This window comes from Arthrobacter sp. NPDC056886 (assembly GCF_042788715.1).
Lineage (GTDB): Bacteria > Actinomycetota > Actinomycetes > Actinomycetales > Micrococcaceae > Arthrobacter.
Genome location: NZ_JBHUBT010000003.1, coordinates 300,005 through 316,347, shown reverse-complemented (window position 1 = coordinate 316,347; position 16,343 = coordinate 300,005). Strand labels below are relative to the sequence as shown.

The window sequence follows — 16,343 nt, the reverse complement described above, 5'->3', positions numbered from 1 at the left end:
CGCTGCTGCCCATGGAGCCGGTACCCGGCGCAGCCCCGGCCGGGGCTGCCTCAGCCGGAATCAGCGCCATACCCGCTGTGCACGTTACGCCGATCCCGCGGGAGCCGGAGGCTGGCGCACCGGCGGCTGTCGCGCAGCCTGTCGCCGACACGGGCACCGTTGAGGACACAGCCGGAAACATAGTGGCAAGCGCCGACGCCGAGCCGGGCGCCGGATCCACCGGCGACATCACCGAGCCCTCCCGCGCATCCGACGCCGCCGCCGAGGCTGATGTCACCAAAAACGATTCCCCACAGGCCGAGCGTCCGGACGCCGACGCCGGTGAAACCGGGGAAAAAGCTGAGGCCGGGGTCCCCGCCACCGACGACACGTCGACACAATCTATCGCCGTCATCCGGGCGGATCCAGCCGCGCAGCTGGATTCCACAGTGCAGACGGACTCCGCCGCGAAGCCCGGCTCGGGCGACAACACGTCGACCGCCGCCATCACGGTGGTCGACACCACCTCCCGCTAGAACCGGCGCCGCCTGCCAGTTCAGTCAGGGCGCCTGCAAGTTGAGGGCTGACGCCTGCCGGCTGGCTCGCACCGGTAGGCGCGCTCCGGCAGGCAGAAACCGGCTAGGCGCCCCGCGCCGGCGATGTCCTGCCCAGCGCCGCTGCCACGATTCCCTCAAGCTGTTCCGCTGACCCGAGGTCGTGCGGACGGACCACCTGGTTGTCTGCCACGTAGTAGAACGCGGCCCGGACATCCTCCAACGGGACACCTTGGAGCCGGGCCCAGGCCAAGCGGTAGACGGCGAGCTGGACTCCCTTTACCTTCAGCTGGGCCGCCGAGGGGCGGCGACCGGTCTTCCAGTCCACAAGGTCCCAGCCGCCGTCGGCGTCGCGGAACACGGCGTCGATCCTGCCCCGGACCACGACGTCGCCAATCCGTGTCTCGACCGGGACCTCGACATGGGCGGGAGCGCGGTGCGCCCACTCGGACTGGCGGAAAGTTTCCACCATGGAATCCAGGCCGTAGGCCTCGTCAATGTGGTCGTCAGCGCCGGCAGCCTCGCCCAGGTCCAGCATCCCGGCGGCGCCGAAGTATTCCTCCACCCATGCGTGGAAGGCCGTGCCCTTGCGGGCCGACATCCCCGGTTCGCGCGGGACCGGCCTGCGGAGGCGGGCCACGACGGAGCCTGCGTCATCTTCCAGGTCCACCAGAGTGGACGCCGAGATATGGCCCGGCAAATGCACGTCCTGAACTACCGAGCGCCGGGAACGGCGTTCCAGCAAAGTGGCCGCTTCCCTGGCCCATCCGGCCGCAGGACCGCGCAGGACCGGACGCCGTCCGCCGCCGGGGTGCGACAGAGCCGCGACGGTGTCCGCATCACTGACCACATGGCCGTCCGGGCCGGCGTCCATTGCCTGCAGGACACGGGCCGCGGCGGATTCCATGGCCGCGCGCCGGCCTGGGACAAGACGCAGCCGTTTCCCCGTCCGTGGATCATGCGGCCCCTCCAGGGGATCGTAGGGCCAGGCGGCGACTTCGAGTTCAGAGGTCAAGGGGCTTTCGTCCGGCAGCGCGTCCTCGCTGACGGAGAGCGGGTGGATTTCGGCTGCGCCTTCCGCGGTGAGGCCCTCCAGCCCGGAAAGAAACGGGGACATCTCAGCCAAGCCGGCCCGGGATCCCACCCACGCGGCACTTGAAATCCAGAGCACGTGTTTCGCACGGGTGTAGGCCACGTAGGCCAGGCGCCGCTCCTCGGCTTCGCCGTGCGTCTGGACGGCGGACTTGAACTCCTTCTCGGCGTCGAGCCAGCCTTTCTGGTCCGGCTGGTCCAGGTCCCATTGGGGCAGGTCGGCGCGATCACCGCGCAACGGCCACGGCAATGCCGCACTGCCGCTGCTCCACCGCGAGTCCCTGCTGCTGGGGAACGCCCCGGCATTGAGCCCGGGAACGAACACGACGTCCCATTCCAACCCCTTGGAGGCATGCACGGTCAGGAGCTGTATAGCCTCATGGTTCACCTCCGGCGCGGCGGCATCGAGACCATTTTCCTCGGCCGCCGCGGCTTCCAGCCAGGCGAGGAACGCCAGGACGTCGACCCGCTGGGAGGTGTGCAGGAACCCCGCCGCTGCGTCCTGGAAGGCGTCCAGGTTGCGGCGGGCCTGGTGGATGCTGATCCCGGGCCGCGCCGCAACTTCGATGTCCAGGAGCATCGCCCGTTCAACCTCGCCCAGCAACGTGGTGAGATCGTCCCCCATGTAGCTGCGCAACTGCCTGAGCTCGTCAGAGAGCCGCTGCAGCCGGCCGAGGGCCTCCGGGCTCAGCCTGCGGCCGTGCGCCGAGGTCCAGCCGTCGCGGGGCAGCCAGTCCAGGGCCTCGACCAGGCTGGCCGAATCCGTGATGTCGCCTTCAATCACTGCGTCATCGTCAGTATCCGCGGCGCCACCCCCGGCCCCGTCGGCGTCCAGGCCGCCGGGGCGGCCCCGACGGCGGGCCAGGAAACTGGACCAGTCCCGCAGGGCCATCAGGTCGGCCGGGCCGATCCGCCACCGCGCGCCCGCCAGCAGACGCATGAGGGAGTCCGAGCGGCCGGGGTCGGCCAGCACCCGGAGCGTGGCGACCAGATCGATGATTTCCGGTGTGTCCAACAACCCGCCGAGTCCGACGATTTCATAGGGAATGCCCCGGACTTCGAATTCGCGGCGAATGCATTCCATCTGTGCCCGCCGCCGGCAGAGTACAGCCATGGCCGGCGGAACCAGGTCGGCGGACTGCGGGGCATCGAAGTCCGTTACCCGGAATTTCAGCACGTCTGCGGCGATCGCCGCGGCCTCGGCCTCGTCCGTGGCGAAGCGTCCCATCACGACCCTGCCTTCGACGGCGGCCGGGCTGGGCTGCAACGGCGGCACCTCGACGGCATCGGCAGTTTCCCGGGCCCCGGCGGCCCCGAGGTTCGCCGCCGCCTTGCTCAGCGGTGCCGAAATGAGGTTGGCCGTGGCCAGGATGTTGCGCCCGTTGCGCCACGCGGTGGTCAAATACGACGTCGGCGCCACGGCGAAGCGCCGGGCCGGGCCGGCCGGACCGCTTTGCAGGTCCTCCGCTGTTCCCTGGTCTGCGCCGATTCCCTGGTCCCCGCCGACTCCCTGGTCCGCGCCGGTGCGGTGGGCGGTGCCTCCGCCGTGGATGAGGATCGGGAATTCGCGGACAAAGTGGAAAAGCTGCCCGGCCGACGCTCCCCGGAATCCGTAGATGGACTGGTTCGGGTCCCCCACCGCGGTGACCGCATGGCCGTCGCCGAAGAGCCGGGAGAACAGCACCAGCTGGGCGTGCGACGTGTCCTGGAACTCGTCGAGCAGCACTACCTTGTAGCGTTGGCGCTCCGTTTGGGCGGCTATTGGAATCTCGCTGGCCACCCGCGCCGCCAGGGCCACGAGGTCGCCGAAGTCCAGGGCACCGCGGGCGCGCTTCGCCGCGGAATAGCGTCCCACCATATCCGCGACGCTGGCCCGGGTGCGCAGCATCGCGCTGAGCTCGCCCGCGGCCTGGGTGGGGTTCTTCTTGGCCTCTGCGACATACGGCAGCGACTCGAACGCGGCGATCCGCTCCAGCAGCCAGCCACGGACCTGGGCCGGGTCCTGCAGGTGCTCCGCGCACTCTCCTGCCAGTTGGATCACGGCCTTAACCAAGGTCGACTTGGCGGACCGGAAGTGTTCGTAGTCCCCGTCAAAGGCTTCCACCACCTCGCTGGCGAGCTGGAACGACTGGGCGCCGCCGAGCAACACGACGTCGCGTTCCACGCCGAGGCGGAGGCCGTAGTCGGACACGATGCCGCTCGCGTACGAGTGGTAGGTGGAGACTTTGGGTTCGAGCGCATCCGTGCTCAGCAGCCCGGCCGGGAAGAGAGTGTTCCCGGTGTCGGCCGCCGCGATGCGCGCCAGCGCGGCCAGCTTGGCCCTGATCCGCGAGGCGAGTTCACCGGCGGCCTTGCGGGTGAAGGTGACGCCGAGGACTTCCTCCGGCCGGACCCAGCCGTTGGCAACGAGCCAGACCACCCGGTCCGCCATGGTGGCAGTCTTCCCCGAGCCTGCCCCGGCGATCACGAGCCGCGGTGTGAGGGGCGAGGAAATGATCAGGGACTGTTCGGCAGTGGGACTGTTGTTCTCCCCCAGCAGTCCAGACAGCTCCTCCGGGCTGAAGCGTGGCTCCGGAAGCGGCTCCGGGAGGGGAAGCGGTGCCGGATCCGGTCCGGCCAGGCCGGTCGCCGGCGCCTCGGAGGTCATTCAGTAACCTGCTTTCCCCGCACACACAGCGGGCACACTTCGGGGAGCCGGCAGCCGTGGCCGCCGTGGCCTCCCTTGGACGGATCGTGACGGGCCTGGAATACACTGCCGGACATGACGCGGGCGGCGTCGCTGACCATCTCCAGCGCCCAGTTGTCCTGCGGGTCCAGTGGGGCCTGGGCCTGGATGCCGGGGCTCTTGGTTGTGGTGCCCAGCTGCGCCAGGACGGCCCCGCCGGGCAGCGGTGGCGGCCCGTCGTCGGGGCCCGCAAAGCCGCCGGCTAAAACGGCGGCCTGATAGGCGCCGAGCTGCGGGTGGCGGTCCAGATCCGCCTTGCCGGGCTGGCGTTTGCCGGTCTTGAGGTCGATAATCACCAGCCGGCCCTCGGCGTCGATCTCGAGCCTGTCCACCTGGCCGCGGAGCACGGCGGGCCGCGCCGGCCCGATGCTCCCGCCGTCGCCGGGCTCGGATCCGGGTCCGCTGGTGGTCTCCGCCGGAACGTCCGGCAGCTTCACCTCAAAGTCCTGTTCGACGCCGATCAGGCTCCGGCCCTCGCTGCGCATCACGAGGACATACTGGGCGAGCTTGCGGACCATGGACTCGGCACGCTGGAAGTCCAGTTTGCCTTCCCAGTTGTCCTTCATCCCCAGTGTGGGCCAGCGCCGGACGAGTTCCGCGACATATTCGCTGCCCGAGGCGTCCGGAAGGTCCTGCGCAATGGCGTGCACCAGCGTTCCCAGGCTCCGGGCAAAATCCGTCGCGGCTTCTCCGCCGGCAGCCTGGACGAACCAGTCCAGCGGCGATTTCTGCACGGTTTCGACCTTCGACGGCGACACGAATACGGTACCGCCCGGGGGAACCACCGGTTCCTCCGAGGACAACCCGGCCAGTCCCCACCAGCTCGCGGGGTGCGCGCCGGGAACCGGCGGCTGAGCCGTGGCCAGGGATCCCAACACGGCCGCGGCTTCGGCCGATTCGGCTGCCCTGGGGTCGAGCTGGGCGTACTGGCGCAGTTCCGCCACCAGCGCCCTGAGGGTCAGCGGACGCTCGACCGGGGTAAAGCCCCGGCGGTCCTGCCCCGGCTGCAGCGGCGCCACATAGTCCAGGAACGAGGACGGCTGCTCATCCTCCGAGGACACGGCCGTACAGATCAGCACCTCCCGGGCGCGGGACACCGCGGTAGAAAAGCTCCGGAGCTCGTCATAGCGGATTTCGCGCAGCCGGCTCTGCGGATCCAACCGCAGGGCATACTCCACCCCGTGTTCGACGGCGTCGGCGAACAAGGTGCTGCCGAGCAGCTCGCCGCGCAGCCGGGTGTTGGGCCACACGCCTTCCTGCACTCCCGGCACAATCACCACCGGCCACTCCCGGCCGGCGGCGCTGGCAGGGGTCATGAGCTCCACCGCGTCTTCCAGCTGCGCCCGCGCGGCCAAGGTATCCATGGGCAGTTCCTGGCTCAGCAGGTATTCAAGGAACTGCTCCGGGCCGGAGCCCGGCAGCTGGTCGACAAAGCGTTCCGCGGTATGGAACAGCGCCATCATGGCATCGAGGTCACGGTCGGCCCGGGCACCGGCCGATCCGCCGGCGAGGGCGGCCTCGGTCCAGCGGGAGGCCAGGCCGGTGGAATGCCAGAGCGCCCAGAGCACCGTCTCGGCGTTACCTCCGGGGGCCTCGGCGGCGTCCTGCCCCGCCCGGATCATCCGGGCGATCCGGCGGGCCGAGTGCCCCTCGATGCCCAGCGTCGCCAGCGCCCCCGGCTCCAGCAGAGCTTCGACCAGGAGGGCGTCGCTGGTGCGTCCGCCGCCGCCCAGGAGTTCCTCCCGGCGCAGCGACTGCCGCAGCCTCCGCAACTCAATCGAGGTGGCGCCGCCTATCCGCGACGTCAGCAAGGACACGGCCGACTCGGGCGTGAGCGCCGCGGGGTCCAGGGCCACCGCATAGGCATCCAAGAGTGGACGGACCGCAACCTCATCCCGGACAGCGGATTCGGCGACGGGAATCCGGACCGGAATCCCCTGGCCGGCCAGGTACCGCTGCAGCTGGCTGAGCTGGCCGCCGTTGCGCACGATCACGGCAATGTCACCGAGTTCCCGGGCGTCGTTCAGCTGGGCCTCGAGGATCCGCTGCGCCACGTACCGCAGTTCGTGGACCGGCGACGGCAGCAGGTGGGCCTGGACCGTTCCCGGGCGGCTGTCGGCGCGGGGCGGCCCGTCCGGCGTCGGGACAGCAGATCCCGGCGTCGGGACCGGCGGCCTGGCCGGCGTCGGGGCCTGTTCTGGCTGTTCGAGCCTTCGTGCGGACTGCCCGCCGGACCTGCGGGAGATGCGCCCGGCCACCGACAGCCATGCCTCTGCCACGGCCGGGGCGTGCCGATGTGCGATCCACAGCGGCCGTTCCAGGATCGCCCCGTCAGTGGCCAGGAGACGGGGAAGCTCCGCCACGAGGTCGGGGCGTGCCCCGCGGAAGCCCTGAACCACCGTGTCCGGCGAGGCAGTGATGATGGCGTCCTTGCCGGCGGCGATGTCGGCCAGCAGTTCGAAGACCGCGGGGTTCGCCTCCTGGATGTCGTCCACGAGGATCAGTTGCAAGCGGTCGCGCTCGGCGGCGAGGAAATCCGGTGAGTCCTGGAAGATCTGGCGTGCGGCAGTGATGATGCCGGCCGGGTCGAAGGCCTCGGGCATGCGCAAATCCAGGACATCGCGGTACTCGGAGTACAGTGCGGCCGCCGGAATCCAGTCGGGCCGGTTGCACTGCCGGGCCAACGCCACGAGGTCCTCGGCCGTCCGCCCGGATTCAATAATCCGGTCAAAGAGCTGGCGCACTTCCTGCCGGAATCCGCGGGTCTGCAGGGCCGCGCCCAGGTCCTCCGGCCACGGCAGCTCGAGGCCGGGCAACGCATGGCCTTCCAGCAATTCCTTGATGATCAGGTCCTGTTCAGGACCGGAGAGCAGCTTCGGCTGGCGCGGAAGCGGGAGGAGGCCTTCGGCCTTGGCACGGCGGATCAGATCGAAGGCATAGGACGCCCAGGTCCGCGCCGGCGTCGTGCTGAGGCTCCGGTTCAAGCGGGCCGTGAAGCGGTCGCGCAGCGTATCCGCGGCGAGTCTTCCGGGCGCCAGGATGAGCATCCGCTCCGGATCAAGGCCGTCCCGCAGGGTGCGGCGGACGGCGGCCTCGACGAGGACCGTCGACTTTCCGGTGCCGGGCGCTCCGGGCACCAGGACTGGCCCGGAACCGGGCGGGAGCTCGACGGCGTCGAGCTGGTCCGGCGACAGCAACGGGACCGCGCTGTGGTGGGTCCGGGGCGGCAACAGGCGCAGCCCTGCAGAAGGAAACTTTGTCACCTTAGACCGTGCCTGTTGAAACTCTGCCTGTTCAAACTGTGTCTCTTTGAATTCTGCCTGTTCAACATTCTGGCCGTGGCTGGGGGTACTCACACAGTCATTTCATCATCGGGTACCGACAATTTATGCGACTCCCGCTCGAGCCGCTCAGCAATGGCATCGATCCGGTCGAAGTCGGCGTCGGTGGGCGCCCACCGGCCGGCCGCCAGGTCAACGCGCCAGCGGCCCTCGCCGGTCCGGAGGAAGTCCTCATAACGGCCCAGCAGCGGCGTCCCCTCCTGCAGATACAGCGACAAGGCCTCGTGCTCGAGGCCGGGAGGCGCGTCCCCGCTGGACTTCAGGACACGCCACCAGGGCACGCTGCTGCCATGGTGGCTCATGACCGAGCCAACCTGGCGCGGGCCGCCGGCGCCGAGGAGTTCTGCAACATCGCCATAGGCCACTGCCGCGCCGGCCGGGATCATCGCCACGAGCTCCAGCACAGCCTCCACATACTCCGTCCGCATCGATCCAGCCTAGCCGTTCCAGACTCCGGAACGGTGCCCGGACGGCACGCGGGCACGGCGGTCAAAAACTGTCGGAGGCAGCAGGTAGCGTTGACGCATGAGCACTTGGAACAGCCTCCCCCGCGCCGCCTTCGACCTTGAAACGACGGGCCGCAACTCCCGCTCGGCGCGGATCGTCACGGCGTCGGTCACCGTGGTGGACTCCGCCGGCGGAGTGATCAAGGAACACGAGTGGCTCGCCGATCCCGGCGTGGAGATTCCCACCGAGGCCAGCGATATCCACGGCGTCACCACCGAGCAGGCCCGCCGCGAAGGTCGCCCCGCAATGGAGGTGACGCGCGAACTCGCCGCCGTGCTGCAGGAGCTGTTCGACGACGGCGTGCCCGTTATCGCCTTCAACGCCAGCTACGACTTCACCGTGCTCGCGGCCGAATCGGCCCGCTACGGCGTCCCCCAGTTGAGCCGCTTCCCCGTCCTGGACCCCTATATCATGAACAAGCAGGTGGACCGGTACCGCAAGGGCAAGCGCACCTTGACCGCCCTCTGCGAGGAATACGGCGTCGGCCTGGACAACGCCCACACGTCGGCCGCCGACGCCTTGGCAACCCTGCGCATGCTCGATGCCATGGCCGGAAAATTCCCCAAGCTCAGGATGCCGGCGAGCCACCTGCACCAGCTCCAGGTCGAATGGGCCTCGGCCCAGGCCGCAGATTTCCAAAGCTACCTCCGCAAGACGAAGCCCGCCGCTGTGATCGAAGGTGACTGGCCCGTCCTGCCTCCTGAGGACGCCAGCCGCGGCGACTTTTAGGATTTCTGAACGCCGGGATCTGAATTCCGGACTCTAAACTCGGGACTCCTGGACGTCCGGAAACCGGCGCGGGAGCACTTCTTAAAACGAAACGTTCGACAGTGGAACCGTTTACCTAGACCCCCAAGGCGCGTAATTCCAGTGATTGCGACGGAGCTCACACCGCCTGGGGCTTCGAACTGCCGCTAGCCCCGACGCCGATGATTCCGCCTCTCCGTGCACGCGCTACCAGGATCGCCGGCGATCAGGCCGGATCCTGAAGATACTTCGTAGAACGCATGCGCCAGCCACGATTCGTTCGGATTGAATGAGCGTCCACGTGGGATGACACAATTATCTTTCGCGGTGGTCTGCTCCACCCGGCGCCCAAGCCAGCGGCCGGGGGCCCCGATGAGCCTCCCGCGACCCACTGAATTTCAGACGAAAGTGATTGCGTGATGAAAAGCAAAGCCTTGAAGTGGCTGACAACCGTTCCCGTGGCCATCGCCGTGGCGGTCTCCCTTGCAGCGTGCGGCGGCGGATCGGCGCCGTCAACGGCGTCATCGACCGATGCCCTCCAGGGCAGCGACCAGAAATCCTTGGACAAATACACCACCAAGGACGTCACTCCCCTGGACAAGATCGACAAGTCCAAGCTCGGCCTGCTGAGTGAGGGAACCCTGACTGTGGGCACCCTTTCGGACGCCCCGCCGAACATCTACATCGACAAGTCCGGCAAGTTCACCGGCTACGACAACGAACTCCTGCGCGCCATTGCGGACAAGCTGGGCCTCAAGGTGGAGTTCAAGTCGACCGGCTTCGCGTCGCTGCTCGCCCAGGTCCAGAACAAGCAGTTCGACCTCGGGTCCTCCTCGATTTCCACCACCGACGCCCGCCGCAAGACCGTTGGCTTCACCAACGGTTACGATTTCGGCTACATGGCCGTGGTAGCCAAGAAGGACTCCAACATCAAGGGGTTCAAGGACCTGACCAAGGACACCCGCATCGCCGTGGTCCAGGGCACGGTGCAGGATGACTACGTCACCAACACGCTCCAGATCGAGCCCGTCCGCTTCGAGGACTACAACACCGCATACGCCAACTTGAAGAACGGACAGGTTGACGCCTGGGTCGCTCCGTCCCAGCAGGCCACCGGCCAGGTCAAGGAAGGCGACGGCACCGTCATCGCCGAGTCGGTTGTGAACACCCAGAACTTCACCGCGTACGCCGTGAACAAGGAAAACCAGCCGCTCATCGACGCGCTGAACTCCGGCCTCGACGCCGTGATTGCCGACGGCACCTGGTCCAGGTTGACCAAGGAATGGTACCCGGACCGCGAGACCCCGGCCACGTGGTCCCCGGGCTCCAAGGCCGTCACCGTTCCGAAGTCCTAGTCCATGGATGCACTCGATCAGCTCGTAAAGACCTTCTTTGACTGGGAGGCGATGGCAGCCGTCCTACCGAACATGATTATGTTCGGCCTGCCCAACACCCTGATCCTGGCGGGTTCCGCGGGCGTGCTCGGGTGCATCCTGGGCATGGTCCTGGCCGTCATGGGCACGTCCCGCATCACTGCGTTGCGTTGGCTCTCCCGGATCTACACGGACGTGTTCCGCGGCGTCCCGGCGATTGTGATCATCCTCCTGATCGGCCTCGGGCTGGGACCCGTGATCCGCGTCACGACCGGATCCACCAACCCGTTCCCGCTCGCCATCTTCGCCCTGACCCTCATGGCGGCGGCCTACATCGGCGAGATCTTCCGCTCAGGCATCCAGAGCGTGGAAAAGGGCCAGTTGGAGGCCTCCCGCGCCCTGGGCTTCAGCTATGGCTCGTCCATGCGCCTCGTGGTGATTCCGCAGGGCATCCGCCGCGTGCTCCCGGCCTTGGTCAACCAGTTCATCGCGCTGATCAAGGACTCGTCCCTGATCTACCTGCTGGGCCTGATCGCCAGCCAGCGCGAGATCTTCCGGATCGGTAACGACGCCGCCGCCAACACGGGGAACCTGTCGCCGCTGGTTGCCGCGGCGTTCATGTACCTCATCCTGACCGTTCCGCTCACCCACTTGGTCAACTACATCGACAACCGCCTGCGCACCGGCCGTCCGGAGAAACGTCAGCCGGACGACGCCGCGGCCCTGATCGGGAAGGGAGCACAGCCATGAGCGAGTTTGCCTCCGGTTCGCTGACCGGCAAGAACCTGCACCTGTCCTTCGGCTCGAACCATGTCCTCCGCGGCATCGACCTGAACGTCGAGAAGGGCACCACCGCCTCGGTGATCGGCCCCTCCGGATCGGGCAAGTCGACGCTGCTGCGGGTCATGAACCGCCTGATCGAACCGGACCAGGGCGACATCCTGCTCGACGGCCGCTCGGTCCTGAAGGACAACCCTGACGAGCTGCGCCAGCGGATCGGCATGGTATTCCAGCAATTCAACCTGTTCCCGCACAAGACCGTGGTGGACAACGTCTCGCTCGCCCTGCGGAAGCTGCGCAAGCTGCCGGCCGAGCAGGCCCAGGCCGAAGCGCTTGAACAGCTCGATCTCGTGGGGCTCAAGCACAAGGCCGACGCGCGTCCCGCGAACCTCTCCGGTGGCCAGCAGCAGCGCGTCGCCATTGCGCGCGCCCTGGCCATGAAGCCGGAGGTGATGTTCTTCGACGAGGCCACCTCGGCCCTGGACCCGGAGCTCGTCAAGGGTGTCCTGGCGCTGATGGCCGACCTCGCCAAGGGCGGCATGACCATGGTGGTGGTGACCCACGAGATGGGCTTCTCCCGCAATGTCTCGGACACGGTCACGTTTATGGACGCCGGCGTGGTGGTCGAATCCGGTCCGCCGGAACAGATCTTCACAAGCCCGGAGACCGAACGGCTGCAGGGGTTCCTCGCGGACGTTCTCTAGTTCACCTGCGTCAACATTGACGACTGATGGCACCCGCCGCTGCGGGTGCCATCAGTCGTTTAAGGATGCCGGCCAATAAAGCCCGACGCCGGGCACTTGGCGCCGGGGGCAGGCTACGGCTTGGCGCCGGCCGCCGCCTTCGCCGCCGCCGGCAGGGCGTCGAAGATCCGGTTCATCGCAGTGTCGTCGTGGGCGGCGGAGAGGAACCATGCTTCGAAGACCGACGGGGGCAGGTAGACCCCCGAGTCCAGCATGGAGTGGAAGAACGGGGCGTAGCGGAAGACGTCCTGGCCCTGGGCGTCGTCGTAGTTGTGGACACCGCGGGCGCCCGTGCCGAAGGCCACGGAGAACAGGTTGCCCGCACGCTGGATGGAGTGGTCCACGCCAGCCGCGTCGAGCGCGGAGGACAGCGCCGCGGAGAGTTCGAGCGAGCGGGCGTCCACGAACGAGTAGACCTCGGGGGTGGCGTGCGTGAGGGTCGCGACGCCAGCGGCCATGGCCACCGGGTTACCGGACAGTGTTCCGGCCTGGTAGACGGGACCCACGGGCGCCAGGTAGTCCATGACGTCCGCGCGTCCGCCGAGGGCCGCCGTCGGCATGCCGCCGCCAATCACCTTCCCGAAGGTCAGCAGGTCCGGGGCCCACGGCTCGGCGGCGTCGGCCGCCCCGCCGGTCAGGCCCCAGTAGCCGGAGTAGCCGGTGCGGAAGCCGGTCAGGACCTCGTCGAGGATCAGCAGGGCACCGTGCTCACGGGTGATCCGGGACAGGCCTGCGTTGAAGCCGTCGCCGGGGGTCACCACACCCATGTTGGCGGGAGCGGCTTCGGTGATGACGGCGGCGATGCTGTCGCCGTGCTTGGCGAAGGCGGCTTCGACGGCGTCGAGGTCGTTGTAGGGCAGCACGAGGGTTTCGGCGGCAGTCGCGGCGGTGACGCCGGCCGAGCCGGGCAGCGCGAGGGTCGCCAGGCCGGAGCCCGCGGCGGCCAGGAGGCCGTCGAGGTGGCCGTGGTAGCAGCCGGCGAACTTGATGATCAGGTTCCGCCCCGTGAAGCCGCGGGCCAGCCGGACGGCAGTCATGGTCGCCTCGGTGCCGGTGGAGACCATCCGGACGCGCTCGGCGGCCGGGACGCGCTCCTTGACGATGCCGGCGAGGTTGGCCTCGTCCGGCGTGGAGGCGCCGAAGGACAGCCCGCGGTCGACGGCGGCGTGCACGGCGGCGAGGACCTCCGGGTGGGCGTGTCCCAGCAGCGCCGGGCCCCAGGAGCAGACGAGGTCGACGTAGTCGGCGCCGTCTGCGTCGGTCAGGTAGGCGCCCTTCGCGGACACCATGAACCGCGGCGTCCCGCCCACGGAGCCGAAGGCGCGCACGGGTGAGTTCACGCCGCCCGGCATGAGTTGGCGGGCGCGGTCAAAGAGTTCCTCGTTGCGAGGCATGCTGGAAGTCATGGTTTCTATTCTTTCAGTTCGCGGCCGGGTCAGTGCGCGGCCAGCAGCGCGGCCACGCGGGGCGCCACTTCGGTGCCGAACAGTTCGATGGAGCGCATCATGGCCGGGTGCGGCAGGGTGCCGTTGCTGTACTTGAGATCAAAGCGGTCCACGCCCAGGTTCTTCTTGAGCAGGGCGATCTTCGCGGCCACGGTTTCGGGCGAGCCGACATAGAGGGCTCCCTCGGGGGTGCACATCGCATCGAATTCGCCCCGGCTGGCCGGACCCCAGCCGCGTTCGGCACCGATCCTGTTCCGCTGCTCGAGCCAGTGCGGGAAGAATTCCTCCCGGGCTTCCTCATCCGTGGCGGCGACGTGGCCGGGTGAATGCGTCGCCATCTGCTGCATCGGGTGCCCGTACTTGGCCATGGCCTCCCGGTAGAGGTTGGCCAGGGGCGCGAAGGACCGCGGCTGGCCGCCGATGATCGCGAAGATGATCGGGTAGCCGTACTCCGCGCAGCGCAGCACCGACTCGGGGGTGCCGCCGACGCCGATCCAGGTCGGCAGAAGGTGGTGTTCCAGCGGCGGATAGACGCTCAGGCCGTTGATGGCCGGCCGGGTGCGGCCCTCCCAGTGGACCGGTTTCTGTGCCCGGACCTTGTCGAAGAGCTCGAGCTTCTCCTCGAAGAGGACCTCGTAGTCGGCCAGGTCGAGGCCGAACAGCGGGAAGGATTCGATAAAGGACCCGCGGCCGAGCATGACTTCCGCCCGGCCGCCGGAGATGGCGTCCACGGTGGCGAAGCGCTGGAAGACCCGGATCGGGTCATCGGAGCTGAGCACTGTCACGGCGGAGCCGAGCCGGATGTTCTTGGTGCGGGCGGCGGCCGCGGCCAGGAATACCTCCGGGGCGGAGACCGCGAAGTCGCGGCGGTGGTGCTCCCCCACCGCGAAGGCGTGCAGCCCGACGTCGTCCGCGAGTTCCGCCTGCTCCAGGAGCTGGCGCAGTACCTGGGCGTGCGGGACGGGATGGCCGTCCGGGAAGACGCCGACGTCGCCGAAGGTGTTCAGGCCGAGGAGGATACGGTCGGACCCGACCGGCGCCGTGGGGGTGGAAATGGGTGCGGTGTTCCCGGGCTCGGGGGCCGCGTTCACCGGGATTCCTTCAGCCAGCCGGCAAGCTCGCTCGCCCAGTAGGTCAGCACCATGTTGGCGCCGGCGCGCTTGATGCCCAAGACGGACTCGGTGATGGCCGCCCGGCGGTCGATCCAGCCGTTCGCGGCAGCGGCCTCGATCATCGAGTACTCGCCGGAAATCTGGTAGGCGGCCACGGGGACCGGGCTCATGGCGGCCACATCGGCGAGGATGTCCAGATAGCTCATGGCCGGCTTCACCATGACCATGTCGGCGCCTTCGGCCAGGTCCAGGTCCACCTCGAGGATCGCCTCCCGGCGGTTGGCGGCGTCCATCTGGTACGTGCGGCGGTCACCGGTCAGCTGCGAGTCGACGGCCTCGCGGAACGGGCCGTAGAAGGCGGAGGCATACTTCGCGGCGTACGCCACGATGGCGGTGTTGGCGTGCCCGGCGTCCTCGAGTGCCTGCCGGATCACGGCGACCTGGCCGTCCATCATGCCCGAGGGGCCCAGGACGTGGGCGCCGGCTTCGGCCTGCGCGACCGCCATCTGGCCGTAGATTTCCAAGGTCGCATCGTTGTCGACGTAGCCGTTGGCGTCCAGGACGCCGCAGTGGCCGTGGTCGGTGAATTCATCGAGGCACACGTCGCTCATGACCACGAGTTCGTCGCCCACCTCGGCCCGGACGTCCCGGATGGCCTTGTTCAGCACACCGTCGGGGTCCAAGGACGCCGTCCCGCGCGCGTCCCGGACCGCCGGGACGCCGAACAGCATGATGCCGCCGACGCCCAACTGCACTGCCTCGGCCGCAGCACGCCGGAGCGAATCGGTGGTGTGCTGCTGCACGCCGGGCATAGAAGCGATCGGATTTGGCTCAGTCAGGCCTTCGCGGATGAAGGCCGGCAGGATGAGCTCCGACGCCGAGAGCCGGTGTTCAGCGGTCAGCCGGCGCATGGCCGGGGTGGTGCGGAGCCGGCGTGGGCGGTGGGTCGGGAAGCTCATATGGTGTCCTTTGCTGAAGACTCTGCGGCTGACGGATGAGGTGGAGAGTGCTGATAATCCAGGGACCGGACGACGGCGGCAACCAAGCCAGACGCCGTCGGCTCCTGGGCGACGGCGGCGACGCCCAGTCCGAGGGAGGCTGCCTCGGCCGCCGTCGAACGTCCGATGGCGACGAACCGGCAGGTGCCCAGCGGGGCGAGGTCCGCGTGGATGCGGCGGGCGGCGCTGGGCGACGCTGCGACAACGGCGTGCAGCCGGCCGGCACCGATTTCCGCCTTTGCCTCGGCCACGGTGAGCACGGTGGGCGGCCGTGCGTCCTGCCCGGCCGGACCGCTCCCCTGTGTCAGGGTCTGCGGTGGGGCCGTCGCAGACCCGGGAGGGAAGGCGGGCAGGGCCCGGCGCGGATCGGCCGGATAGTCCACCGTGTTGTAGGCGGTGACGGCCTGGACGGAGGCGCCGCGGGCCTCGAGGCCCTTGCGGAGCCGCGGGTCGGCAATGTCCGCCTGGGGCAGGAGCACGCTGCCCTGGTTGGCGGGCCAGATGTCGAGCAGGCCGGTTCCGGACTGCTGGCCCGTGGGGGCGAGATCGACGCTGATGCCCCGGGATTCCAGGAAATTGCGGGTCGCCGGGCCGATCGTGGCCACGAGGAGGCTGCCGGGCAGCCAGCTGCTGAGGGAGGCGCCGCGTTCGGCCGCCTTCGCCTCAAGGGCCTGGACGGTGGTCACGCTGCTGATCACGAGCCACGTGTAGCCCCCGGCACCCAGGGCGTCGAAGGCGACGTCGAGGGAGTGCTGGTCACTCGCCTGCTCGAAGTCGATCAGGGGCAGCAGCAAGGGCTCGGCGCCCACACGACGGAGGGCCGTGACGAGCTCCCCCGCCCGGTCCGGGCTGCGGGCAACCAGCACACGGGCGCCGTCCGGCACCCGCGTGCCGGCTGGGCCGCCCGTGTGGTTGCGGTCGTTGTGCCGTCCCATGAAGTGTGGAAT

Annotated in this window: 11 protein-coding genes; 4 read left to right on the top strand and 7 right to left on the bottom strand. The window is 68.8% G+C overall.

Annotation, left to right across the window (positions count from 1 at the left end; genetic code table 11):
* Nucleotides 1-618 precede the first annotated feature (618 nt).
* The 3 genes from ACFRJ8_RS07230 to ACFRJ8_RS07220 all read right to left on the bottom strand — a co-directional run bounded on the left by ACFRJ8_RS07230 (nucleotide 619) and on the right by ACFRJ8_RS07220 (nucleotide 8,119).
* Nucleotides 619-4,272 carry an ATP-dependent helicase gene (locus tag ACFRJ8_RS07230; RefSeq protein ID WP_377985433.1) on the bottom strand — a complete coding sequence of 1,218 codons (3,654 nt, stop codon included), beginning with the start codon at nucleotides 4,270-4,272 and terminating at the stop codon, nucleotides 619-621.
* The gene (locus ACFRJ8_RS07225) at nucleotides 4,269-7,613 is read right to left on the bottom strand and encodes an ATP-dependent helicase (protein WP_377985432.1); all 3,345 of its coding nucleotides are present in this window, start codon (nucleotides 7,611-7,613) and stop codon (nucleotides 4,269-4,271) included. Before ACFRJ8_RS07225 ends, ACFRJ8_RS07230 begins: the two co-directional genes overlap by 4 nt.
* An 89-nt stretch (nucleotides 7,614-7,702) precedes the next feature.
* Nucleotides 7,703-8,119: an MGMT family protein gene (locus tag ACFRJ8_RS07220; protein ID WP_377985431.1), complete on the bottom strand. Its 417-nt coding sequence runs from the start codon at nucleotides 8,117-8,119 to the stop codon at nucleotides 7,703-7,705.
* Nucleotides 8,120-8,216: 97 nt separating this feature from the next.
* Here ACFRJ8_RS07220 and ACFRJ8_RS07215 point away from each other — a divergent pair, with 97 nt between their 5' ends.
* The 4 genes from ACFRJ8_RS07215 (at nucleotide 8,217) to ACFRJ8_RS07200 (ending at nucleotide 11,802) form a co-directional block, all read left to right on the top strand.
* Complete coding sequence (locus ACFRJ8_RS07215) at nucleotides 8,217-8,927, top strand: 3'-5' exonuclease (RefSeq protein WP_377985430.1); 711 nt, start codon at nucleotides 8,217-8,219, stop codon at nucleotides 8,925-8,927.
* Nucleotides 8,928-9,364: 437 nt separating this feature from the next.
* Nucleotides 9,365-10,300, top strand: a complete 936-nt coding sequence (locus ACFRJ8_RS07210; RefSeq protein ID WP_377985591.1) for a transporter substrate-binding domain-containing protein — start codon at nucleotides 9,365-9,367, stop codon at nucleotides 10,298-10,300.
* Between the two features lie 3 nt (nucleotides 10,301-10,303).
* Entirely contained in the window at nucleotides 10,304-11,068 is a 765-nt protein-coding gene (locus tag ACFRJ8_RS07205; RefSeq protein ID WP_377985429.1) for an amino acid ABC transporter permease, read from the top strand.
* Complete coding sequence (locus ACFRJ8_RS07200) at nucleotides 11,065-11,802, top strand: amino acid ABC transporter ATP-binding protein (protein WP_377985428.1); 738 nt, start codon at nucleotides 11,065-11,067, stop codon at nucleotides 11,800-11,802. Before ACFRJ8_RS07205 ends, ACFRJ8_RS07200 begins: the two co-directional genes overlap by 4 nt.
* Before the next feature lie 113 nt (nucleotides 11,803-11,915).
* Here ACFRJ8_RS07200 and hemL read toward each other — a convergent pair whose 3' ends face one another.
* The 4 genes from hemL to ACFRJ8_RS07180 are packed head-to-tail and all read right to left on the bottom strand — an operon-like array spanning nucleotide 11,916 to nucleotide 16,331.
* The gene (hemL, locus tag ACFRJ8_RS07195) at nucleotides 11,916-13,247 is read right to left on the bottom strand and encodes a glutamate-1-semialdehyde 2,1-aminomutase (RefSeq protein WP_377985427.1); all 1,332 of its coding nucleotides are present in this window, start codon (nucleotides 13,245-13,247) and stop codon (nucleotides 11,916-11,918) included.
* Between the two features lie 29 nt (nucleotides 13,248-13,276).
* Nucleotides 13,277-14,377 carry an LLM class flavin-dependent oxidoreductase gene (locus tag ACFRJ8_RS07190; RefSeq protein ID WP_377985426.1) on the bottom strand — a complete coding sequence of 367 codons (1,101 nt, stop codon included), beginning with the start codon at nucleotides 14,375-14,377 and terminating at the stop codon, nucleotides 13,277-13,279.
* Nucleotides 14,374-15,357, bottom strand: coding sequence for a porphobilinogen synthase (gene hemB, locus ACFRJ8_RS07185; RefSeq protein ID WP_377985425.1), 984 nt, complete (start codon nucleotides 15,355-15,357; stop codon nucleotides 14,374-14,376). Before hemB ends, ACFRJ8_RS07190 begins: the two co-directional genes overlap by 4 nt.
* Nucleotides 15,354-16,331, bottom strand: coding sequence for a uroporphyrinogen-III synthase (locus tag ACFRJ8_RS07180; protein ID WP_377985424.1), 978 nt, complete (start codon nucleotides 16,329-16,331; stop codon nucleotides 15,354-15,356). Before ACFRJ8_RS07180 ends, hemB begins: the two co-directional genes overlap by 4 nt.
* Nucleotides 16,332-16,343 lie beyond the last annotated feature (12 nt).